Source organism: Vampirovibrionales bacterium (assembly GCA_016712355.1).
Taxonomy (GTDB): Bacteria; Cyanobacteriota; Vampirovibrionia; order Vampirovibrionales; family Vampirovibrionaceae; genus JADJRF01.
The window spans coordinates 1,517,928-1,541,606 of the sequence record JADJRF010000005.1 but is presented as its reverse complement, the minus strand read 5'-3'; the positions used below and the strand labels follow the sequence as shown (position 1 = coordinate 1,541,606).

Here is a 23,679-nt window from a genome sequence, read left to right as displayed (position 1 = left end):
CCCTACAGGACTTCGCTGTTATGGCTAAACCCGCTTCTGCTTCCGCCAAAGCCGCCAAGGCGCAAGATGCGTCATACCTCAAGGCTGGGCCGATTGACGTAATTCGTCATCGATGGGTGTATTTGGGCATTGCGCTTGCTCTGGTCCTGCCCGGCATCGTCTTTATGGCGTTGATGATGATGAAAACGCCAAATCACGCGCCGCTTCGCCTCGGCATCGACTTTACCGGGGGATCAATTCTGCAATACGGCTTTGAGAAAAAGCTATCTCAGGCCGATCTCCCTTCTGTAGCCTCGGTGTTTGAATCGCGCGGCTACGCCGGGCCAGTCATTCAGATCCAGCACCCCAAAGGCTTGCTGGGAGACGCGCCTACGGCAGATAAAATCCCACAAGAAGCCGCCGTCGGCACGGACCTTTCAAAGTCAGACGCACAGACAGGCGCAGAATTAGGCGCCGACCGGATTCAAACCGTCGTGTCGATTCGCACCAAGCAACTGGCCAAAAACGACCAGAGCGTACTGGAAGAAGGCTTGCGCAAACGCTTTGGCGCCATCACGCTGTTGCAGAAAAACGCTATCGGCCCCACGTTGGCCTCTGAGTTATTTACCAACGGCCTGTTAGCCTTGGTGCTGGCGTATTTTCTGATCGTGGGTTACCTGACGTTTCGCTTCCAGTTTGATTACGCGGTCTGCGCCATTATCGCTCTGGTTCACGATACGTTGTTCGTAATCGGCGTGTTTGCGATTCTGGGCTATTTCTATCATGTTGAGGTGGATAGCCTGTTTGTGACAGCCATTCTGACCGTAGTCGGCTTTAGCGTCCACGATACGATCGTTGTCTTCGATCGCCTGCGCGAGAACACGCGCCTGTTATTCAGCAAGAAGCTGCCGTTTGGACACATCGCCAACCTCAGCCTCAATCAGACGCTGGCGCGCAGTATCAACACGTCGTTGACGGCGTTATTAACGCTGCTGTCGCTGTATTTTCTGGGCGGGGACACGACGCGTCATTTCGTGTTAGCGCTGATTCTGGGGATTGCGACGGGAACGTTCTCGAGCATTTTTATTGCCAGCACGCTGCTGGCATGGTGGCGCGAGCGCCAGGAACCCAATCGTTTAGCGACGCGAGAGGCCTAATCCTATGCAAGATCTGCCTTTTACCGATATGACGCCCCCGGCCACGCCGGAAAATCCAATGATGTCTTTTCCGACCTTGCGCTGCTGGGCCGTGATTGGGGTGTCTGCGGATCGCGAGAAATACGGCAACAAGGTGTATCGCGAATTACGCGAAGCCGGTTACCGCGTCTATGGCGTGAATCCCAAGCTCGATGACATCGAAGGCGACCGCTGCTTCCATAAACTGGCGGATTTGCCCGAGATTCCCGATGTGGTCAACGTCGTTGTTCCGCCATCGGTGGCCGAAGGCATCGTCGATGACTGCATCGAGCGCGGAATCGCCCGCATGTGGTTTCAGCCGGGATCCGAATCGCCCGCCGCGCTGGAAAAAGCCCGCGCCGCCGGGGTGATTGTCGTCTCTGACGCCTGCATCATGCTTCAGAAACAGCGCTGGGATTAGCGCCAATGGGAGCGACGCGCGAGAAAATCGCGATTCTGGACTGCGGCGCTCAATACACCAAGGTGATTGACCGGCGCGTCCGCGAGTTGCGCGTCGAGACAGAAATTTTCCCGCTGAATGTCGATCCGGCGCGCATCAGCTTGGACGACGGCTTCATTGGGGTGATCTTATCGGGCGGGCCGGCGAGCGTTTACCAGACAGGCGCGCCACAGCCGCATCCGGCTTTATTTAAGCTGGATGTGCCCATGCTGGGGATTTGCTACGGCATGCAACTGATGACGCGCGCGCATGGCGGCAGCGTCGTGGCAGGAGAAGCGAAAGAATACGGCGAAACCCTCATCACCGTGATGCCCGACTGCGCCCTGTTTCGCGGGCTAGCAGCCTCGCAACAGGCGCTTATGAGCCATGGCGATCGCGTGGAAGCCCTTGCGCCAGGCTTTACAGTTGTCGCCGAGTCGCCGGCCCCGCATTCAGGCGGCGCGCCGATTATCGCAGCTGTCGCCGACGCCGCGCGCGGACGCTATGGCGTGCAATTTCACCCGGAAGTCGAGCTGACCGTCAACGGCGTAACGATGTTGCAGCGTTTTCTGTACGACATCTGCGGCGCTTGCGGCGCGTTCAGCCTGGAAAACCGTCTGGAAACCACCATCGCCGACATCCGGCGCACAGTCGGCGATCAGGACGTCTTTGTGCTGGTCAGCGGCGGGGTGGATTCGTCGGTGACGGCAGCCTTACTGGTTCGCGCGCTGGGGCCGCAGAAGGTGTTCGCCGTGCATATCGACTCGGGCCTGATGCGTCATCAGGAAAGCGATCGGGTGTGCGAGGCGCTGTCAGCCATCGGACTGACCCATTTAAGGCGCATGAACGCCGCCGACGCCTTTTTCAACGCCCGCGCAGAGATGGACGGGCGCGCCATCGGCCCGCTGTCGCATGCGACCGACCCCGAAGAAAAGCGCCGCCTGATTGGCGATACGTTTTATCATCTGGCGCAACAGGCGATGCGCGAAGCCGATTGCGATATCGACCGGGCCTTTATCGCCCAAGGGACCTTACGTCCCGATCTCATCGAGAGCGGTAATCGCGATGTCAGCGTCACCGCGCAAAAAATCAAGACGCATCACAACGACGTACCGTTGATTCAGGCGCACCGCGAACGCGGTCTGATTCTTGAAACCAATCGCGACTGGCACAAGGACGAAGTGCGAGAAATTGGCCGGATGCTGGGACTGCCGGACGACCTGGTAGACCGCCAGCCGTTTCCTGGTCCCGGCTTGGGGATTCGCGTCCTGTGCGCGACGCAGCCTTTTACCACGCCCGACGACGACGCGATTGCGCTGGAACTGGATCGCTTAGCGAAAGCCGCCGGGTATGGCGCGCTCCTGCTGCCGGTGAAATCCGTCGGCGTGCAGGGGGACGGACGTTCATATAGTCATCTGGCCCTGATTGACGCTGGAGACGCTCATGCGCGGCGCGCCCGGTTCGCCGACTGGCAGACATTAAAAGCCCTGGCGCGACAGATTCCCAATCATGTTCATGCGGTCAACCGCGTGGCCATTGCCCTGAACGGCCCAGCGCTGCCAGCGGTCTGCAATCGAATCACCCCGACGACGCTGACGCCGCAAACCGTTGAGCGCCTTCGGCTATGGGATCATTACGTCAGCCAGGCCTTCCGCAAGGCGGGGCTGTTCGGGCGGATCAGCCAATTGCTGGCCGTTCTGGTTCCGGTGGATTTATCGGGCGGCGATGGCGTGTCGCTTGCCATTCGCGCTGTCGTCACTTCCGATTATATGACGGCGCGCCCTGCGGCTATTGGCGACGAGATCCCCATTGATTTCCTGCTGTCGCTCGCCGACGAACTGAGCGCGTTGCCGGATGCGCCGACGAGGGTTTTCTACGACGTCACCAGTAAACCGCCCGCCACGGTCGAGTGGGAATAAGCGATCGCGGTGATGCAGTCTTACGTCAGCCCAAACGTTTCTCAATCGGATCTGGCCGCGCAAGGCGAAGCTATCGATCGATTATTGAAGCGTCAATTGAATCGCTGCGAATCACATCCGTCAGAAAACGCCTCACAGGAGGCGCATATTCTGGCACAAACAGCGAAAGCGCTTGGCCCGCGAGGACAAGGCCATGGCGTTCTGGCCCAGATCAACCCGACGCCGGGCGATCTGGCTGGAAATGCCCGCATCATCATGGCATGGGCCCGGGCTGCCGAAGCCATTGGCGCAGACTGGATCGCCTTCCCGGAACTGGCGCTGATGGGCTATCCCATTGGGGATGTGATTACGCGCCATCCGTTTCTGGTAACGGAAAATTTGCGGTGGTTACGGGCATTGACGGCGCGCGCAGGCCAGACGCGCTTGCTGGTCGGCTTTGTCGAACCCCGCGCCTATCCCGGCGGCAAGCCTTTTTATAATGCGCTCGCCGTGCTGGGAGACGGCCGCATCGAGGCAATCGTCCGCAAGTCGTTACTACCCGCCTATGGCGAATTTTACGACACCCGCACGTTTGAACCGGCCCCGCGCGTGGGCGCGCTGTCGGCAGACACCCTCGGCTCCACCGGCTGGGAAACAGAAAACGCCGGCGATGCGGCGCTTTGGACGATTCACGGCAAGCGCTACGGCCTGTCCATTTGCGAAGATATCTGGAATGACGGCAATTTTTTCGCGCGTCCGCTATACCTCAGCGATCCAATTGCGGCATTAGCAGCACAAGAGCCCGATTTACTCCTGAACGTCTCAGCATCTCCAAGCCGCTCGCGTAAGGAAGCGCTCAAGCATCACATGCTCGCCAGCGCTGCGCGCAAGTATGGACGACCCTTAGCCTACGTCAACCAGACCGGCGCAGTGGACGAGCTTTCTTTTGACGGCGCCAGCCGGGTCTACGATGCGCAAGGGCATCTTGTCGCGCGGGCGCGCGCGTTTCAGGAACAATTCCTGATCGTCCGCCCTCTACAGCGCGACCCAGACGCTTCCCATGCGTTATACGCGCTCCCGGCAGGACTTGACGCCGCGATGGACGCGCCTAAAATGTTTGACGCCCACGACGAGAGCGATTTGGCCCGCACGGCGCAAACGCTGACACAAGGCATTCGCGACTACTTCGCCAAGACGGGATTTTCTCGCGCGGTTCTGGGACTTTCCGGCGGGCTGGACTCATCGGTCGTCGCCGCGTTACTGGTGGACGCGCTGGGGCCCGATAACGTGCTGGGCGTCAGTATGCCTTCTGCGCTGACCTCGATCGAAAGCCGCAACGATGCGCGGCAATTGGCCAGCAACCTAGGCGCGCGTTTCGTGGAAATTTCTATTGAGACCCCGGTAAGCGCGTTTGAAGCCGCTTTGATGCAGGCGCGCCCCACCCTCAATCGTCAGTGGGGCGCACGCGATGAGGCGTCGTTTTCCGCTGATAACCTGCAAGCGATGAGCCGGGCGTCGATTTTACGGGCTCTGGGCAATGATTTTCGCGCCCTGCCCATCGCAACGTCAGACAAATCCGAACTGTATCTTGGCTACGCCACGGTGAACGGCGATATGTCCGGCGCGCTGGCCCCGCTGGGAGACGTTCCCAAAACCAAAGTGCGCGCGCTGGCACGCTGGCTGAATGCCAATCGACCCGATCGGCCCAACGCTCTGCCGCTATCGGTGATTGAAAAGCCTTCCGGCGCCGAACTGGCTATTGATCCAGCGACAGGCCGCGCCCTAACCGCCGAAGACGCGCTGATGCCCTACGCGTTCGCCGACGAGATCATCTGGCGGCTGGAAGCTCTGGGACAAAGCCGAGCCGAGATGCGCGACGTTGAATTCCAGTGGGAGCGAGAGAACGCTCTGTCGCCTGAACAGAAACGCATGTGGCTCGATCGCTTCTTCAGCCGCATGTCGGCATCGGTTTTCAAGTGGTGGCTGGCTCCTCCCATTCTTCTGGTGGAAGGCAACGGATCCATCACCAAAACCGATTATCGCCACCCGATTACCGCCGGGCGTATTTGTTGGGCGGGCGTCAGCGACCCCGAGTGCGCCGCGCATCTGGACGCGCCGATCTTGTACTCGCCGCCGTCAGCAGTGCCCCTTCACGAGACGCCGTAACGATTTCAGCGCGGCAGACAGCGGCTGCGGCATATAAGAAAGCAGCCAAAAGGGCAGGCAATGCCGCGCCCAATCCCAGCGTGTGATAGAGGGATAACGCCAGCCGACAGCCACCAGACGACGCGCCTGAGACTTCAGCCCGGACTGAAGGCGCCCCCTGGCATAGAACCAGCCCAAATGCCGCGCGCACAAATCCGATTGTCTTGCCCGAAGCGATGAAGGCAACTTGGGATGAGAAAAAATCCCTTCGTACAGCCGCGGGATGCTCTGCAATACCTGCTGAAATCGTTTTTCGTCGTGGGTAATACTGTCAGGATACACGCGATAGTCAAAGATATAGGCGGGCGTGGTATGAACCGCGTCAAAATCATCCAGAAACAACCGAATATAGAAGGCCGTATCTTCCGCAACCGCCATGTCTTCATGGAAATAGCCAACCCGCGCCAATGCATCGCGTCGTAACATCAGACTTTGCAACTGCTTGGGCGTGCGCCATAAGAGACTGTCCCAAGATGGAAGCGATTCACGTTTGATTGTCAGAACGCCGCGCATGTCAGACTCAAGATGATCCCAGCTCATGGGCAGCGGCGCGCTATTGACGTCCATGAGCTTAAAATATCCATAAACGGCCGCACACTCGGAGTGTCGCATCAGATGCGAGGCCAGGGTTTGCAACGCATCAGGGAAATAGCGATCGTCGGCGTCGAGAAACGCGATAAACGCGCCTTCCGCCGCCCGTAACGCGGCGTTCCTCACGGCCATGTTGACGCCGCAATGCGGCAAGGCAATCCAGCGAATGCGCGGGTCCTGATATGCCGCCACAATGCGCGCCGTGCCATCGGTCGAGCCGTCATCGGCGATGATCAGCTCCCAGTGGTCATAGGTCTGCGCGCGCACCGAATCGATAGCCTCGCCGATATGGCGCGCCGCATTATAAGCGGGCATAATGACCGAAACCAAGGGCGTAGCGGCGACGGCAGACGCCTTCTCCATCACATGAGCCTCAAGCAGAAAAACCTCAACGACAACAGGCGCAAGCGGGCGTTACAGCGAACGCGCGGATGGCAGGGGTATTCTATGCTAAGATGAGCGGGTTGTCACAGAGAAGGGAATTGGCAGATATGACGCCTCGCGTGGCTTTTGCGTTGGTAGTCGGGCCGGGCGAGCGGACCATTGCGCTCGACACCCTCAACCGAATCCGTTTTTACTATCCGCAGGCTGATATCTGGGTTCGCGACGATTGCACCCATGACGGCGCCTACGATGCCGTGGCCGAATGGGCCCTGAGCGACGCGCGCGCCTTCGTCGCCAGAAACGCGCAGCCGGCAGGATTCTGGAACTTACCGCATACCCTGGCCGCCTTGTTTCTGGATATCGCAAACGCCCAGCCGCGCTACGATCTGGTGATTAAGCTGGATACGGATGCCGTCTTAATGGGCGACGGCTTAACGGCGCATTTCCAGACGTTATTTGAGCGTTTTGGCCCCGGCGCGATTGGCTCGTACGAAACCGACCCGGACGGAACGCCCCGAAATTTCTCATTCCTTGCGCGCAAAATGCAGCGGGATTTCTGGCCGCTCGGCGTCGGCAAAAAGCCCGCTTACCTGCGACTGGGACGCGCCTTTTACTGGCGCTGGCATCAAGCGGCGCTGCGCCACGGCTATCGCGGCGGCGAACATGTTCAAGGGGGCCTGTATGCCCTCAGCGGCGAAACGCTCCAAGCCCTGAAAAGCAATGGATTTCTGGACGCTATCCCGGCGCAATGCCGGTTTTTCCTGTGTCAGGAAGACGCGCTGATGTCGTTGGGAGTCAAATCCCTGGGGCACGCGCTCATTCATGCCAATCAACCGCCCAATCCTGGCATTCTGTGGACGATGCATCCCGGCCCGCTGACGGTTCCCGTGGCGCATTTACGCGAGCTGGGCGTTCAAGCGCTGCATCCCTGCAAAAATAACCCCATTGGCTGGGCTTATCGCGATGCGTTTGCGATCACGCCCTCGCCCGCAGCGCCCACGCCCTCGGCATTGCTTGCGCGATAAGCGCCCAAACGCCTCAGTAGAGGATCGAGCGCACACGTCTTAAGCAATTCGCGTTCTTGGGCCGATGCGCTCCAAGTCAACCATAACGCGACGCCCAGCATCGCTCCAGCCAGTCCGAAGGTCGCCATGCCCCAGAAAGGCGGCATCCACGCGCGCTCAACGGCCAGACGCCCCAGCAGGAATATCAACCCAGCGCCCAGCAGAGGCGTCAGATTCGAGCCATAGGTCTGGCGCGCGTATGCCAGCGCCGAAACCCCCAGCCGTCGCCGCGCCATGGGGATCGTCACAAGCTGATGCTGCAACACATGCGGCACGGCAATGCCCAGCGCCACGCCCAACAGACCCAGAGGCTTCACGAGAAGCAGGCAGGTGGTGGCGTTCAGCAGCGCCGTGGTGAGCGACGAGACGGTCTGAAAACGATGCATACCCGATGCGAAGAGATAATTCGAGGCCGGCAACTGCATCACGATACTCCACGACACCAGTCCCAGCAGGCAGGCCAACGCAATCGTCGGCGCCACCGGCAGCGTGCCGCCGCTCAGGAAGTGGAAAATCTGAGGGTAAAACGCCGCCACACCCAAGGTCGGCAACGAGGCCGTAAAATGCAGCAGGACGCTGACGCGCGAAAAGAAAAACCGACTCTTATCCGCTTCATTCGCCGACGCCATGCGCGCAAAGGCGGGAAACAGCCCGTCACTGAGCATCAGGCACAATTGGGTGATCTGACTGAAAATCCGCTCGACCACGCCAAATAAAGCCACGCTGGCCAGCGATAAAAACGCGCCAATGACAAAGCCCGCCGTGCGATGCGCCAAAAATGCGCTCAGCCGCTGAATCAACGCCGCTGCGCTAATAGAGAACAAGTCCCGAAACGCCTTGCCCGACAACGCCCCGCGCAGTTGAATGGCATGCGGCTCAGCGCGCAGAGCCCGCGCGGCCAGGCAGGCGTTTTTCACCACGCTGACCAGCAGGCGCGAGGCGAGGATTTCTACCAGCCCGAAGCCCATCAACAGCAACGCCAGACTTAGCAGATTGGCGGCGACGCCATGCAGACCGTCAGCCAGATTCGTCCAGCGGTGCAGACAATGCGCCTTTAGAATGGCGCAGAAATAGCACCCAAAGAGATTCAGCGCCCCGTCGGCGATCGTAATCGCCAGACAGGTTGCGCCGACCGCCTGAAGTGGTCCTGATAGATGAAACGCGCCCAGCAGCCACGGCGTCGCCGCCCAACCGACCAGCGCCAGCGTCACGGCCAGCCCCAGATAGAGCCACTGCCCCAAACGCAACTGTTCGCGCATGGCCTGAACGTCTGTTTGCGCAATCGCATGGCTGAGACGATGAATGAGCCCGGTCATCATGCCGGCGTCCAGCGCCAGCATCAGCTCGCAGAAATTCAGCAGGACGAGATAAAACCCATAATCCGCCGCGCCGAGATAGCGGATCAGCAGGGGGATCAACGCCAAATTCAGCGTCAGACGCAGCCCATGGGCCACCGCACCGCTCAGCATGCCGTGCAGCAGATTAGCCTTGAACGACGTCGCCACGCGCAGCCTCCCGCGACAGCGTCATCCCCCAGACCAGCGTCATGAAATACCAGAACGGGAAAGACAACGAGTAAAACATTTCGTCAAAATTACACACCCCCAGAAAATAAATCGCCAGACAAATCGCCAGCAAATAGAGCGGCTTTTGAGCGCTCTGAGAAGGCGCGCTCAAAAAGCGCCTGACCGCGACCACCATCATCGACAAGAGGCCCAGTAACCAGCCAAAGCCCAATAACCCGAAATCATACAGGACTTCGACATAAGCGTTATGAACAAACGGAGAGGCAATAACGCCCTTGGCAACATCGGCATAATTCATGGTGAGTTGAATAATACGGCCATTGGCCGCCGTCAGCCCATGACCAAACAGGAGAGAAGAGGCATCAATGTCCGAAAAAACCCGTTGCCAGGTCGCAAAGCGCCAGAGCAAACTTTCCTGATCTTCCATGCGCGCAGAGATGGTTCCGATAAAATCGACAATGCCCAAGGCTTGCAGGGCCATCGCCGCCAGCAAGCAAAACGCAATCGGGGCCGCCAGCAACAACGGATTGAGCTTATTGTCAGCGTCCGCCAGTTGATTGGCAATTAACATCACCACCACGCAAATTCCCGTAAGGGCCATCGCCGTTTTGGACATGGCGAGCATAAAAGCGGGAAGCGTCACAAAAATCCCGACGAGAATAAGCGCCACGGGAAGCGGCGGTTTTGACTGCTTTCGGTAGTAGAGCCACAAGCCGCATAAATACGTCAGCAGAAATCCAAGATAATGGGCATAGTGATTAGGGTGCGTAAAAATGAATTGAGATCGTTTAAAGCCGTCGACCATCACTGTAAATCCGCTGAGCGGGTAACTGATTGTGGTAATCAGCGAATAAATGACGAGCGCCCCAATCAGGACATAGTTAAACTTACGAAAAAAATCGCTTTTATCCGGCAGGCGCGTCATCACCTTTGCCGTCAAGAGCGTACCGGCGGTCAGCGCCACGGTGACGTATAATTTTTCAAACGCCAGCTGAGCCTCTCCGAAATGCCCGCCCACGCCGGGGGCTCTCGGGTCCGGCGTATCTGCATTAAAAAAGAAATAATAAGTCAGAAAAACGCCTGCAAAGGCAAGACAGCCCCAGACGTGCGGATAGCGCCGACACAGCGCAAACGCGCTGCGAAAAGAAAGAAGCGCCGATGGCAGACACACCAGCCCCAGCATTAAAATGCGCGCCCGGATATCCAGTCCCGCCTGCGACAACAGCATCGCCAGATAAATAAACAGGGGATAAAAAATAGCGACGAGCAGCACAATGGTCTGAGGACGTTTGCCTGCCCAATCCAGATAGCTCCAATAGCCGACGCCTGCGATTAGCAAAGCGCAAGCAGCCATGACCATCTTGAATGACAGGAGCGACATCAGCGCCGTGACACCCGCTAACGGGAGCAAAATATAGCCCGTCGCCGCCGCCAGCGTCGTCAGAATCGCCGCCCACGCCCACAGGGGGAGGGCAAAACGGGTTGGGATCGGGCGCGACGAGGCGCGAGAAGATGAAACGGCCATAGAAAACGCCTGAATAAAGTTAATCGTCGCTCCACGAAGCATGTTGCGACTCGCGAGCAGAACCGCGCGCCCCGACAGGCTCCGCGAGAGAAGTCTGCGTCTGATCGTCAGCGCGACGGCGCTCGCGTGACGGCGTATTCACCACGCCAGAAGGCGGCGCAAAGGCGATGGAAGACCCGTGACGCGAGTTAGATAAGACCGGGGCCAGTTTTTCTCTCAAGAGAGCAGCCGCAATGCCTGCCAGCAGGCCCATTAGCAAGCCCAGCGCGATCAAATGCGCGCGCGTCGGGGCAGTCGGCGACATGGGACGACTGGGCGCATCTACCATAAAGACATTGCTCAGGGTCTGGGCTTCGCGCAGACGCGCATCGAGCGTTTGCTGCTCCAGCGTACTGAGGGACTGGCTCAGCGCCATCTCGGTTTCGCGCAAATTGGCGAGCATTTCTTCGGTTTTAGGAAGGGTTTGCATGCGCGCGTCGATCTGGGTCAGGTAGGACTTCATTGTGTCTGCCTTGAGGCGCTGCGCGTGAGACTGGGCCTGAGCGTCGAGCATATCGCGCACCGCCTGCCCCCGCGTTTCATCGGCCAGCGCATGCGGGTCGCCCGCAGTGGCGCCAGCAGGTTTTGCGCCGCCTGAGGACCGGCGGATTTCCCGTTCAATGTCGCCGCGCACTTGCGTCAACTGGGCTTTCACCTGCTGGACAGGCTTGCTTTGGGGCGTATAACGCGTCGTCAGCGAGGCCAACTGCTCAGAAAGTTCGTACGATTTATCGTATAGCTTCGACAGCGTATTGTTACGACCAAGCGCCGCCGCGGCAATGGCTTTTTCCGGCGTCATGCCCAACGATTTCTGATAGGTTTTAAAGCGCGCGCTGGCGGCATCGGCCTCCGCATTAGCGGTCGCAGCGGCGAGCTCGAGATCAACGCGACCCCGCGCATAGTTCTGGATCGATTGCTGGATATCCGCCGTCTGCGTGGCGCGCTTGACGCCTGCAATACGCTGGCGCACGGCGGCCAGTTGCATCGCCAGACTTTCGCGCTGCGTATTCAGAAACGCATAGCGCTCGCGATGTTCGCTCTGATTAATGCGCCGACTTTCGTTCTGCAGGGCGGTAAAGACCGTGGCCAGGCCGCGTTGCGCCAAAGCCGGATCCGACCAGGTAAACGCCATGCTAATAACGTCCGTACCCGGCGGATTTTTAGCCTTGATGAAAGCCTTACCGTCGCCATAATGCGCGGCCCAATCGGCATAGCTGGGATAAACGTTCGGACCTTTTCCCGAAGACGCATAGGGCTTGATAAAGAGAAGCCACAGCGAATCGCGCACTGCGTCGCTCTTGAGCAATTCCATGGCATTCAGCACGGGATTGGCGTTTTGCGCCGACGTCGTGGTCACCGGATCGTTGGTAACGTAGCGCGCGGTAATGGCAGAATCGCGAATCAGTACGCTCGCCTGCGACGTGAATTTAGGGTGATAGCCCAGCGCCACGTAAAACGCCGTCAAAATCCACACCGTCAGGGCCACGGCGATCATCCAGCCGCGATGGCGCATCACTTGTCGAAAGACGCTTCCCACGGCGGAAGAAACCGTATCGCCGCCAGGCAGGGCGCTCAAGGAGGAAGGAATGTCTGAACGGTTCATCACCCGCTATCCTTTATATCGATTATATCGATGCACTTTGACTAAATCCCTGTTTATGGGTTCACCCGTCGGTCCCAGCCGCCCAAACCGAATATCTGCGCCATCGCAGAGCCCACCGCCGCAATCGACGTAAACGGCGATAACGCCTTGTTGGCCTCCTGAGCGAAGCGGCCAGTGCGGTAGGCCTTGTTTTCGGCCACGAAAATCACATCGTTGGGCCGCAGCAACAGATCGGTTTTTTCCACCTCGACAAACAGGGTGGAAAAATCGCTCTCGCTGGTAAAACGGCGAATGGCGATGACCTGCTTGCCCGCCGCATCCAGAAATCCGCCGGCCTTGGCTAATGCGGAATTCAGGTAAGGCGAAACGCCATCGAGATTATAAACGCCCGGCGTCTTCACCCAGCCGATAACGCGGATAGGCACGCTTTTAGGGCCCAGCGCAGAGCGCAAGAGCAATTGATAGTCCTCATCATTCAAAGCCATGGTCGCCAATGACGGCACATGAATGCGATCGCCCGGATTCACCCACAGGTCTTCGCCCGCGTCGCCTTCTTTCAGGACCTGCCACAAATTGGCCGTCTGGGATTCGCCGGTGGCCGCACGGGTCACAGTGACCTGAGAAAGGTCCGCGTTCATCGCAACCCCGCCCGCATTCGAAAGAATATTGGACAGACGCGAGTCCGTTCGCACGAGCGAGTCCTGAGCGCTGATAATCAGATTGTTTTCGCTGGCGCTGGTAGAAAACTGGAACATCCCCGGATGCATCACGGCTCCAGACAGATAGACGGTGCCGGGCCGAGTGGTTTTCAGCGTCAGACTGACCTGCGGCTGAATGAGCGTCTGGCCCAGAACCGTTTCAATCCGGGTTTTGACGGCGTCCAATGTCTGATTGGCGACCGGCAACTCGCCCACCCCAGGGAATCCCGCCATGCCGTCGGGCCCCACGAGAATCTGCTCCTGGCTGAAATCCGGCTCCTGCAAGGTTTTCATGGCCAGAACATCGCCGGGCCCAAGGAGATAGAGTCCCTGCTGGTAGGCAATGCGGCCCTTGAATTCGACGCCGGTAGAGGGAGGGGCCGCCGCAACAGCCGATGACGGCAGCGCGAAGCCGCTAAAAATCATCCCAAAACCGAGAAGGGGCAACAATAAAAAGCGCTGTAAAAGCATGGATGCCGACATATTGCGTGTTTCCCTGTGTTGTGGCGGCGACGCCCAGCGATAAAGAGGCGACAGAGCCAGGAGATTGCGTCAAATAGGCTCAATGGGCCGACCCTCGCGGATGAGGGACTTGAGACCCATCATTCTTCGTGTCTAGACTCTCTTTCTAATCATTCTAACCTGAACACGACGAATTTTTTCATGCCTGAGCTGAAAAAAGGGGATCAAAAAGAGGTCTAGTTCTCCATCATCTGGTAGAGGCGGCGTTTCTGCTCGGGGCTCAGGTAATTTTTCTTCAGCATAAAGATCCGCGTGGCCTCGCTCCGCAAGCGCTGCTCACTCTGTTGAAGATGACTCTGAAGGGCCAGCACTTGCTGGTCGTCTGCAGCCGGGTCGTTCATGAGGCGCCGCAGCTTGGCGCGATCGCTCTGGATCTGTGGATACAGGTCGGAATAGATGTTTTTCCACTCGCTATCAAGTGTTTGCAGGCTGTCGCACTGATTAGTCGTCAGCTCGAGAGCGTTCCAGTCTATTTTGGAGCCGGCTTCAGCGTAAGCGCAGGGCGAGACGGCGGCAAGCGCCAAAACAAACGCCAGAAATCCGCCTGAGGATTTTGAGAAAAATCCGTTGCGCCAAGTGGACCCACACCACGTTTTCTGCACTTTCATTATGCTCTGTTCCTACTTACAGCTCGTTTACAGACCGGAATTTCGGCCACAACTATAAAAAACCGCGTCCGCCGCCGCGTCAGCAGGCAGAGAAGATGCGTCACACGCGCTGAGCGCAACGTCTTCCGGCGTTGGAATATCGGCAGGCGGTTGCTGCGCCGTGCCGGCAAGCGCCACCGAAGCGCCTTCGCTACTGGCCAGCAAGTCAGCAGGCGCGGCGGCGGCGGGAACGTCGCCTGCTCCCTGCTGGGCCGCAATTTGCTGCAACAACTGTTGAGAAGCTTCCATCAACGACTGGGCGAGACGCCGCTGATAAAAGCCCTGGCGCGTCTCAGGGGCGAGCGCATAGGGATCCTGGGCGTCTGAGGAAGGGGAAGCCATTGCCAGCATACCCGACGTGGACAGAAACGGCTTGTTAACAGAAAGCGTATCCGAGAAGGCTTGTGCAGAGCGCCCTTTACGCGAGTAAGAAGCGACCACGGGCAGGGCAGCGCGCCCTGAAGAGGAGGCCAGCGGTGAAAAAGAAGACGCTAACGGCTGGCTCAGTAAAAGACGTTCTGCGTTTTGACCTTCCGCCGTCAACGGGCGAGAAACCAGCGCGCCTGGAGAAACAGAGGACAACTCCTGAGAAGCCTGAGACGATACCGTCTGAAGCGCCACAGAAGAGGGCCCCCCTTGCAACTCAGGCAAGACGCCGGAGGTGAGCGCAGCCAGAAACAGCGCAGCCGCCGCAGCAGCAGGCGCCCATAAACGCGGAGACGCCCAGCGCGCGCGCGCCTCTTCTTTTTGCAGGGCGGCAATGGTCTGCAGCGCAATATCCAGAGAACAAGCGGCTTCTGCACGAACGGCATAATCGCGAATCAAATCAGACACATGTTGCAGCGACGCCAGACGCCCAGCGGTCTGCGGCGTATAAGGTAACAGGGATTCAAAATCCAGAACAGCGGGATCTCTCAGCGACAATTCGCCATCGTGATACGCGCCTAAAAACGTATCGTCGCAAACAGGCTCGCACCCGGACAGCGCCTCACCCGCAAGAGAATCTTCTTCTAGCTGGCCCCGGATCGACGACCAGAAATCAACGTTGGCGAGCGGCCCCTGCCCACTGGCTGACTCCATGAAGCGCTCCCCATAGGTCGGTGACTCGCTCGCTTCTAAAAAGAAGGCGTCTGTGGCGGGTTCGGCTGTATCATTGTCAGGCGGAACGTCGTGAAACGACATGACTGCTATCCTCGAATGTAAGGCTCCAGGGCTTCTTGCAGCTTTTGGCGCGCGCGCGCCAAGCGGGACTTGACCGTTCCCAGATTGGAGCCGGTTAGAGACGCGATTTCTTCATAACTGAGCCCTTGTATTTCTCGTAGGACGACGATCGTTCTGAAATGTTCCGGCAAGGTGGTAATGGCGTGTCGAATCTGTTCGTCCAATTCTCCCCCCAGCGCCAGAAAATCCGGTTGCTGGGCGGTGTCGGCGATATCGCGGGTGGCCGAAGCGGCATCCTCTTCATCGCTGGCCCAGGGCGCGTCCATCGAGACAGTTTGCAGGCTGCGCGGCTTTTTACGCAGTTCATCGTAAAAGATATTGGTAATAATACGGTTCAGCCAGAACTTGAAGGTCTTGGGACTGCGCAAGGTATGAATCGAGCGGCACATCCGTAACAGGGCGTCCTGAGTGAGATCGGCCAGATCGGCGCGCTGCGGGGCAAGGTGATAAAGCGCCGCATACACGGTTTTCTGATATCGCCGCACCAGCTCTTCAAGCGCCGCCATCCGTCCGGCGCCGCGCTGCTGCGCCAACGTGACGAGGGCTTCCACGTCAAGCGTCGTCATCCGGTCCCGGGTATAAGCGGAGGAAGGCGGGGTGACAGACACGAGGATCAGGACTCCTGAGGCAAGCGCGAGACAGGCGCAATGGATCACGAGGGATCAGCCTTGATTCTATCACGGAGGGCGGCGCGCAGGCGCGCATTCTCACGCAGGCCGCACAAAAAGGGAGCCCAGCGGTTTTATGCCATCAACGCCATAAGACGAGAACAGGGGAAAAAGCGCAGCACTCGCGAATAGAACTCTCAAACGAAACGTCTGCGGGAGAAGTCCAAGGGAGCGATCTTAATCATGAGTACGACGCCTCAGGTCTTTATCATGCGCGAAGAGAGCGGATCGCCGTATGCGCCCCAGGGCGCAGGCCGTCAAGCCATGAAGCAACCATGGACAGGGCCGATGGCCCGAGTAATAGCGCTCCCCCCAGCAGATCGCGTCACGTTTCAACGATCGCCGCGCCCGCGTCAGACAACAGACGGCGACGGCAGATCCAAACTCAAGCAGTTTTTCAAAAACATCGGCATGGCCGCCATGTTCGCCGCTCCCGTCGTCGCGCCGCTGGCTTTTATGGGGTTTGGGGCCATCGCCGGATCGATTGCGCTGGCCGCAGTCGGCGGCGTCGGGCTCTGGAGCGCGACTGCTTTTATCACCGGGCGCCAATGGATGGGCGACGCGGCTTTGGGAGCGCTGGCAGGCGCATTTACCTGCTCGATTCTGGAGAGCGAGAAGAAACTACCCCTGCCCGCGAAAATCGGCATGATGGTCGCCGAAGCTATCGCCGTGGCCGGTATCAGCGCCATGGCGCGCGAGCAGATGAGGCCAAAACGACATTCCGGGTAAGATTCTCATTCTGCATCGCGATTTCTGACGTGCTTTGAGCCTCAGCAATAACGCTGGATGAGCTGCGCGCCGTCGCCGCGCGACAGACGGGTATTACGCCAGCCGCGATGATGCATGACGTCTTCCTGACATCCCGAATGGTCGAGCCCCAGAGCATGGCCACCCTCGTGCAGAATCGTCGCCTTAAGGCGCATCAGTCGCTGAGAGGGAAGCAGGGCCTGATCAATCAGGGGGGCTTTCATCAGGGTAATCGTCGCGCGCGTAATCCGGCCATTGGCGCGCACGCAGCGCTGGGTACGACCCACTTCGTAGTCTCGGCCCACCAGCGTCTCGTCGCTCCAGTTGACGACAATTGCCGCACTGTCCGGCGAATCGCCCGGATCCATCAGACGCAATCGAATTCGTCCTTCGCTGAGGCGTTCCCAATCTTGAAGAACGTCAAATATCACGTCGGGCGTCACTAACAGAGCGGCGTCGGGATCAATTGAAGCAATCAGAACGCCGAGAGGCATATCCGCCGCATCCCAGCGCGGGCCGGCCGTGCGGGTTAACATAGTATCCGGCGTCCAGGGGGCAGGAGCCTCTTTCTGGCGGATAGTCGGGCCTCTGGAGCCGGGCGGCGCCAGCCGCGTGGGGGAAAATCCTATGCCGTTCATAATCGGCGCACCCTCCTGCGTCGTCAGTTAACTGCCCGTGAAGACATTAGCCTTGCGGTCGGCCCTCTCGCGTCGGGTGGACCAGTCGCAACTCGCCGGAGACGGAATCCACAAAGTCATCCCACAGCGTGCGCATCGACTGCTGAAGCGCCAGATTGCCGGTAGTCAGGCTGCGCTGGGTAATAAGCTCGTTTGAGCCAGTCTCCATGATAAAAATCCTCACTCGCGATGAACCACAAACCATTCGTCTCGGTTTCTCGTCACCCGGCGGCGATTTCCGGCAGTCCGTCGGCGTCATTCGCCTTTAAATCGTAACCGGATTACCGGAATTATCGAGCGCAAGCGTCGATTCTTGAGGGATTTCCGCAAACATTTACAAATGGTTTAGAATCGTAAACGAAGCGGGGGCGCATAGGCGGTCTCACCGCGGTTACCAATTGTCAGGCACTGTCGCGCGCAAGACTTATGAAGAAATTTCTGCTGGGTATCTCGACGCTGCTGCTCACGCTGCGGCTTATTTTTCTGCTAGGCGATCCGCGCGTCTATGGCGTTCGGGAAGCCTCTTCAAAACCGGCTTTCGCGGCATTTGGCGGCGTAGTGGACGGGGTGTACATGCTCAGCAACATCCTCGTAGCGCCGCTCAACTGGCTTTACGACCTGCTTCACGCTGCGATCCCCTCGGTGCATTCGGCATTCTTCCCGTCGATGGAGGCAGCCGACGCCGTTCGCCAAATCGGCAAATGGCTGGCGTCGCACCCCGCTTTTCCATGCCCGGAGCCTTTACGGGCGCTACTCTGCTCGCCCGATCCCGCGATTCATTTCCCCGGCGTCATCGATTGGCTCGCGCTGCTCACCCTGGCCTTGCTCTGGGCCCTCAGCCCAGCGATTGAACCTGCCTGGCGGTGGATTCGCAATCTGTTCTGGAATCTGTTTATCGAAACCTCGTTTACGCGCAAGAAAAAAGCCCTGTATCAGCACGCCCTGCAAGAGCGCTCCAGCGATTTAATGAAGCTCAACGTCGAGTACCGCAACCTGTCCAAGGAAGCCAGCGTCCTGAAAGACACGGTCATCACCGATGATTTGACCCAGGTCTTTAACAAGCGCTACTTCTTACAGAAGTTTCATGAAACGTTCGACGCCGCCAAAACCGATCAGACGTTGCTCGGCTTAATCATGATGGACATCGACCACTTCAAGCGGCTGAACGATACGTATGGCCACCTCGTCGGAGACGCGGCGCTGAAAGCCATTGCGGCGGTCGCCAGCGGGGCGACGCCCAGCGGCTGTTACCTGTGCCGATTCGGCGGCGAAGAGTTCGCCATGGTCCTGCCCGGCAAGACGCTGGAAGAGACGCTGGGCGCAGCGCGAAAAATAAAAACCGGCGTTCCCGGCCTGCGTTTTGAGGCTGATGTCAATCTGCGCGTCACCATTAGCCAAGGCGTGGCGCATCTGGATTTCAGCAAGCCGCTTGCCCAGACGCTGGCCAAGGCCGATCAGTTTATCAAACTTGCGGACGACGAGCTGTACCGCGCCAAACTCGAAGGCCGCGACCGCATCTGCGTCACCCCGCTTGGGTAAAGATAGCGTCCAAAACCATAACACCTGGAACTAACGTCGACGCGAGCGCGCCTCCAGCGTTGCCAGCGGCGGTAGATCGCCCAGCGGCGCTACGTCTTCGGCAAGCTCATTGTCCTGGGTATCACGAGTCGCGCGCAGCGACGAGGCCAAACGGCTTAAAGGATTGCGAAAATACCGGCGCTGCAAGTTAAACACGCGCGCCGGGGGGCTAAATGTATCAAACGTCTCACCCAGCAAGCGTGATTCCAGCAGATTCAGGCGACCTTCCACCGGCAGATCCTGACGCACGCCGCCTGTGGCCTGACGTTCCAGACGATCCAGCTGACGCGACCATGACGGACGACCCGTCGCCTGTGGCCGGGGCGCAAATGGCGACTGAAAAGGCGCATCAAGCGCCGTTGTCCGCGACGAGTCGTTCTGAAACGTCAGCAACGGCTGAAGCGGCGCGCTTAATGCGGCGTATTCGCGCAAGACTTCCAGCGTGCGCGGATCCGGCGGCGGTGCGGGCGTTACGGCTTCAGGCGCGTATTTTTTGAAGGTTCTGGACGCTTTTAGGGGTTTTGTCGAAAGCGGTTTGAATGGCTTTGCCGCACGAGGGGCCTTCGCCGCCGTCACGGGCGTATCCGACGAAACGACAGGCGGCGAACCCGGGGACGAAACGCGGGAAGAAACGGACGTGCGGGACGGCGCAGACAGCGCAGCGATGTTAATAGGTCCGCGCAACGAGGGCAATTCGCCTTGCAGGCGCTCGGGCGATCCGGGGATAGGCGCAAAATAGCTCGGATCAGATCCCGACGGTCGCCGACGGAAGAGCCGGAAATTCGGCCCGGCCTCAGGCAGCGGCCGGGTGCGGGTTTCAGTGTAAATGACCGTTCCCGGCCCGCTCACCGACATCTGACGGCGGCGAACGCCGCGTTGCGTCACATAAGGCGTTTGCAGAAGGGTCTGAGACGTTTGTGTCACCGTCTGTCCGCCAGGAACCGTCCATTGCGAGGTCACGACCTCTTCTTGAGGCGTCGCGGTCCATGTGCCGGAAGGCGCATCAGAAGAGGCGTCAGGCGGCGTATTATAAGGGGGAGGGGCAAAACGGGCAGGCGTCAATGCCGCAGCGCCCAAACGCGCCTGAATCCGGCTAAAGCGCGTATCCGGCGACTCGCCTTCGTAGGGCCGGCCAAACAAGCGCCACTCGATGGCTTCCAAGCGCTCCGAAAGCAGCCCCTGCGGGTTGTCATGGCCCAGCACAATCTCTTCTGCCCGCGACACGGATTGCAGATAGTCCAACTCGACCTGAGAGGGCTGCGAGCGCCGGGGCGCGACTTGCGCTGACGGGGCGGCGGCCGCGCCGAAGAGGGCTTGCGGCGTCTTGCGCGTCAGTTGATCCACGCGATCGGCAAGCGGCAACTGCTGAAACGTCAGGTTAAAAGCGCGCCGCTCCAAACGCGCCAGCCGCAAGAAAATATCTTCAGCCTCAAAGGATTGCTGAAATAGCGCCTGCTCCAGTGACGTCACCGACGGATACTCGCCAGCGTCCGCAACGGCAGGCGCCGTCTTTTGAGGCTTCGAAACAGGCGCCGTCGACACTGGGGAAGAAGCAGTCGGCGCAAGCAAATGGCGCAAGGCCCAATGCAAGCGTTTTTGACGCGCTTCCAACGAGAGACCCGCAGGGGCGGCATCTCCGAAGGTTTGGCGTTCGAGTCGAGACAGTCGGGTATTCATGGCTTCGTCGCCATACGTGCGCCGAAACAGCGAAGATTCGCAGGTTTCAAGCCATGCAGGAGCTCTCTGGGATTGGGCAAGGCAGTCGGCTTGCGCCCACACCAGCGCACACAGCGTAATTCCCTGCGCCAGCGCGGCCAACAGGCGACGCAAGCGGATTGGAGGAACGGCTCTTCGCATCAGATGGCTCGATTCTTTGCGGGCTTAATCTGGACTGGGCTCGACTCTGGACTTCGAGCCATGGGCGAACTGGGGCGATTCTACCCCACATGCGCCGATGTGTCATCCGCAGGGCGAAGCGCAGGCAATCGTGCGCATGGAGCGGGTTTGATTCAGGTCGCGTTTATTTTTACAATGCCCTGGTCCTGTATGGCCCCCGTTCCCCATTCAAGAAGCGGTGTATTGACGATGCTGCCTGTCTCCTTCCGCCCCGCCCTTCGCTTCGGCGCAACTGAAACCACGCCCACGCGCGATCATACGCCTCAAAGAGGCCCGACTCCCACGCCCCAAACCTCAGCGAGGCCTGATTTTCCCAAGGCAGATAATCTAGTCAAAACCTTATTGTATCTTTTCAGGAAATTCCATGAATATCCTCGCAGCATCAAACTGATTCAGGGATGGAACCCTTTCCAGTCGTGCGACCGCCAGGGCGTTCTCGACTTACTCAATGCTTATAACCAGCACCAACCGCTACCCCACGCATTCACTGTAAGCGCTCACAATAGCAATACTTTTATTGCAAACCTACAAGACGGTCGTCAGATACGCCTGCGCATTATTCCGGACCCAGATACCCTCCATAACAAGGTCATAGGTCCACATCTCTTTCTTTGCCTTACAACCCCTGTGAGCCAAATTGAACCAAACGGGCGAACGTGCATGGAGCTAAAAATGCAGTTACCCATCAAAGGCGGCAGTTTCTTGGAACATCGCGAAAAAGAAGTACTGAAGCTGGCTCTGCGCAAGGCAAAGATCAACCGAGCAGCCGGAATCGCTCCCGAAGCGTGAAAAGGAGAGGCGCTCATCTGCCGGCGTCGATCTTTTACAAAACGAAACATGGCGGCCTGTTGACACGCCTGTTGGGGCCACGCTAGTATACCAATCCCAAAGCAACCCAGTACCTTGATAACTGAATACCCGCATTCGAGACGACCTCGTTCAATTCATGAAGCAAGGCCAAGCTCTTTTGAAGTTTTTTCGCCAAACGCCGCAAGGCGGGTTGGCAGAAGTAAATTTCTGTCATGGAGAGTTTGATCCTGGCTCAGGACGAACGCTGGCGGTGCGCCTCATACATGCAAGTCGAACGAAGAGGCCCTTTCGGGGGTACTTCAGTGGCGGACGGGTGAGTAACACGTAGGTAACGTGCCCTGAACTGGGGGACAACGCCGGGAAACTGGCGCTAATACCGCATAAGACGCAAGTTGAAATACTTGCGTTTAAAGAATTTCGGTTCAGGATCGGCCTGCGTCTGATTAGCTAGTTGGTAGGGTAATGGCCTACCAAGGCTACGATCAGTAGTTGGTCTGAGAGGATGGCCAGCCACAGTGGGACTGAGACACGGCCCACACTCCTACGGGAGGCAGCAGTAGGGAATTTTGCGCAATGGGCGAAAGCCTGACGCAGCGACACCGCGTGGAGGATGAAGGTTCTAGGATTGTAAACTCCTTTCGGCAGGGAAGAATTTTGACGGTACCTGCAGAAGAAGCGCCGGCTAACTACGTGCCAGCAGCCGCGGTAAGACGTAGGGCGCAAGCGTTGTCCGGAATTATTGGGCGTAAAGAGTTCGTAGGCGGCAAGTTAAGTCAGATGTTAAATACCAGAGCTCAACTCTGGCATGGCATCTGATACTGGCTCGCTAGAGTGCAGTAGAGGCAAGGGGAATTCCCGGTGTAGCGGTGAAATGCGTAGATATCGGGAGGAACACCAGTGGCGAAAGCGCCTTGCTGGACTGCAACTGACGCTGAGGAACGAAAGCCTGGGTAGCGAAAGGGATTAGATACCCCTGTAGTCCAGGCCGTAAACGATGGATACTAGGTGTTGGTGGAATCGACCCCTCCAGTGCCGTAGCTAACGCGATAAGTATCCCGCCTGGGGAGTACGGCCGCAAGGTTGAAACTCAAAGGAATTGACGGGGACCCGCACAAGCGGTGGAACATGTGGTTTAATTCGATGCAACGCGAAGAACCTTACCTGGGCTTGACATCTGGGGAATCCTTTAGAGATAGAGGAGTGCCTTCGGGAACCCCAAGACAGGTGGTGCACGGTTGTCGTCAGCTCGTGTCGTGAGATGTTGGGTTAAGTCCCGCAACGAGCGCAACCCTCGTGGTCTGTTGCTACAGATGGAAACATGCTGAGCACTCAGGTCAGACTGCCGGTGACAAACCGGAGGAAGGTGGGGATGACGTCAAATCATCACGCCCCTTATGTCCAGGGCTACACACGTGTTACAATGGGAAGCGGACAATGGGCTGCTTGGCAGCGATGCCTGGCGAATCCCTCAAACCGCCCCTCAGTTCGGATCGGAGTCTGCAACTCGACTCCGTGAAGTCGGAATCGCTAGTAAACGCGGATCAGCACGCCGCGTTGAATACGTTCCCGGGTCTTGTACACACCGCCCGTCACACCACGAAAGAAGATTACGCCCGAAGTCGGTGCTCCAACCCTCTGGGAGGAAGCCGCCTAAGGCAGGATTTTTGATTGGGGTGAAGTCGTAACAAGGTAGCCGTACCGGAAGGTGCGGCTGGATCACCTCCTTTCTAAGGAGATCATCCAGATTGGCTTTTTCACGAAAGCGCAAACTGGTATCTCTCAGGTCG

At 58.5% G+C, this 23,679-nt stretch carries 19 protein-coding genes and 1 rRNA gene; 9 read left to right on the top strand and 11 right to left on the bottom strand.

Annotation, left to right across the window (positions count from 1 at the left end; all coding sequences use genetic code 11):
- Positions 1-20: 20 nt before the first annotated feature.
- Genes secF through nadE form a run of 4 tightly spaced genes read left to right on the top strand, consistent with a single transcriptional unit; the run spans position 21 to position 5,657 of the window.
- Positions 21-1,136, top strand: a complete 1,116-nt coding sequence (gene secF / locus IPK79_08485; GenBank protein ID MBK8190471.1) for a protein translocase subunit SecF — start codon at positions 21-23, stop codon at positions 1,134-1,136.
- Positions 1,137-1,194: 58 nt separating this feature from the next.
- The gene (locus IPK79_08480; GenBank protein ID MBK8190470.1) at positions 1,195-1,575 is read left to right on the top strand and encodes a CoA-binding protein; all 381 of its coding nucleotides are present in this window, start codon (positions 1,195-1,197) and stop codon (positions 1,573-1,575) included.
- Between the two features lie 5 nt (positions 1,576-1,580).
- Positions 1,581-3,512 carry a glutamine-hydrolyzing GMP synthase gene (gene guaA, locus IPK79_08475; protein MBK8190469.1) on the top strand — a complete coding sequence of 644 codons (1,932 nt, stop codon included), beginning with the start codon at positions 1,581-1,583 and terminating at the stop codon, positions 3,510-3,512.
- A gap of 9 nt (positions 3,513-3,521) precedes the next feature.
- Positions 3,522-5,657, top strand: a complete 2,136-nt coding sequence (gene nadE / locus IPK79_08470) for an NAD(+) synthase (GenBank protein MBK8190468.1) — start codon at positions 3,522-3,524, stop codon at positions 5,655-5,657.
- On the opposite strand, the gene IPK79_08465 is transcribed toward nadE, so the two are convergent.
- Positions 5,628-6,650, bottom strand: a complete 1,023-nt coding sequence (locus IPK79_08465) for a glycosyltransferase (protein MBK8190467.1) — start codon at positions 6,648-6,650, stop codon at positions 5,628-5,630. The two genes, nadE and IPK79_08465, sit on opposite strands and share 30 nt — an antisense overlap.
- A 128-nt stretch (positions 6,651-6,778) precedes the next feature.
- Here IPK79_08465 and IPK79_08460 point away from each other — a divergent pair, with 128 nt between their 5' ends.
- Positions 6,779-7,696, top strand: a complete 918-nt coding sequence (locus IPK79_08460; GenBank protein MBK8190466.1) for a glycosyltransferase — start codon at positions 6,779-6,781, stop codon at positions 7,694-7,696.
- Here IPK79_08460 and IPK79_08455 read toward each other — a convergent pair.
- The 7 genes from IPK79_08455 to IPK79_08425 all read right to left on the bottom strand — a co-directional run bounded on the left by IPK79_08455 (position 7,627) and on the right by IPK79_08425 (position 16,124).
- Entirely contained in the window at positions 7,627-9,240 is a 1,614-nt protein-coding gene (locus tag IPK79_08455) for an oligosaccharide flippase family protein (GenBank protein MBK8190465.1), read from the bottom strand. The two genes, IPK79_08460 and IPK79_08455, sit on opposite strands and share 70 nt — an antisense overlap.
- A complete protein-coding gene (locus tag IPK79_08450; GenBank protein MBK8190464.1) occupies positions 9,218-10,786 on the bottom strand; it encodes an O-antigen ligase family protein in 1,569 nt (522 codons plus the stop codon). The genes IPK79_08455 and IPK79_08450 overlap by 23 nt, the downstream gene beginning before the upstream one ends.
- A 19-nt stretch (positions 10,787-10,805) precedes the next feature.
- Positions 10,806-12,428 carry a hypothetical protein gene (locus IPK79_08445; GenBank protein MBK8190463.1) on the bottom strand — a complete coding sequence of 541 codons (1,623 nt, stop codon included), beginning with the start codon at positions 12,426-12,428 and terminating at the stop codon, positions 10,806-10,808.
- 53 nt (positions 12,429-12,481) lie between these two features.
- Positions 12,482-13,609 carry a polysaccharide export protein gene (locus IPK79_08440; protein MBK8190462.1) on the bottom strand — a complete coding sequence of 376 codons (1,128 nt, stop codon included), beginning with the start codon at positions 13,607-13,609 and terminating at the stop codon, positions 12,482-12,484.
- A gap of 215 nt (positions 13,610-13,824) precedes the next feature.
- Positions 13,825-14,172 (bottom strand): hypothetical protein, encoded by a 348-nt coding sequence (locus IPK79_08435; protein MBK8190461.1) that lies wholly within the window; start codon positions 14,170-14,172, stop codon positions 13,825-13,827.
- Positions 14,173-14,283: 111 nt separating this feature from the next.
- On the bottom strand, positions 14,284-15,477 hold the full coding sequence (locus IPK79_08430; protein ID MBK8190460.1) for a hypothetical protein: 1,194 nt from the start codon (positions 15,475-15,477) through the stop codon (positions 14,284-14,286).
- A 5-nt stretch (positions 15,478-15,482) separates the two neighbouring features.
- On the bottom strand, positions 15,483-16,124 hold the full coding sequence (locus tag IPK79_08425) for a sigma-70 family RNA polymerase sigma factor (GenBank protein MBK8190459.1): 642 nt from the start codon (positions 16,122-16,124) through the stop codon (positions 15,483-15,485).
- 243 nt (positions 16,125-16,367) lie between these two features.
- On the opposite strand from IPK79_08425, the gene IPK79_08420 reads away from it, so the two are divergent.
- A complete protein-coding gene (locus IPK79_08420) occupies positions 16,368-16,913 on the top strand; it encodes a hypothetical protein (GenBank protein MBK8190458.1) in 546 nt (181 codons plus the stop codon).
- Between the two features lie 41 nt (positions 16,914-16,954).
- Here the strand turns inward: IPK79_08420 and IPK79_08415 are convergent, their stop codons facing one another.
- Together IPK79_08415 and IPK79_08410 are read right to left on the bottom strand one after the other, a co-directional pair.
- Positions 16,955-17,569, bottom strand: coding sequence for a matrixin family metalloprotease (locus IPK79_08415; GenBank protein MBK8190457.1), 615 nt, complete (start codon positions 17,567-17,569; stop codon positions 16,955-16,957).
- A 46-nt stretch (positions 17,570-17,615) separates the two neighbouring features.
- A complete protein-coding gene (locus IPK79_08410; GenBank protein ID MBK8190456.1) occupies positions 17,616-17,777 on the bottom strand; it encodes a hypothetical protein in 162 nt (53 codons plus the stop codon).
- Positions 17,778-18,034: 257 nt separating this feature from the next.
- Between IPK79_08410 and IPK79_08405 the strand changes: the two genes are divergently transcribed.
- On the top strand, positions 18,035-19,147 hold the full coding sequence (locus IPK79_08405; GenBank protein MBK8190455.1) for a GGDEF domain-containing protein: 1,113 nt from the start codon (positions 18,035-18,037) through the stop codon (positions 19,145-19,147).
- A 30-nt stretch (positions 19,148-19,177) separates the two neighbouring features.
- Here the strand turns inward: IPK79_08405 and IPK79_08400 are convergent, their stop codons facing one another.
- Entirely contained in the window at positions 19,178-21,043 is a 1,866-nt protein-coding gene (locus tag IPK79_08400) for a hypothetical protein (GenBank protein MBK8190454.1), read from the bottom strand.
- Between the two features lie 222 nt (positions 21,044-21,265).
- Between IPK79_08400 and IPK79_08395 the strand changes: the two genes are divergently transcribed.
- Both IPK79_08395 and IPK79_08390 read left to right on the top strand, forming a co-directional pair.
- Positions 21,266-21,871 (top strand): hypothetical protein, encoded by a 606-nt coding sequence (locus IPK79_08395; GenBank protein MBK8190453.1) that lies wholly within the window; start codon positions 21,266-21,268, stop codon positions 21,869-21,871.
- Between the two features lie 230 nt (positions 21,872-22,101).
- Positions 22,102-23,619, top strand: a 16S ribosomal RNA gene (locus IPK79_08390).
- The last annotated feature ends 60 nt before the right edge of the window (positions 23,620-23,679 follow it).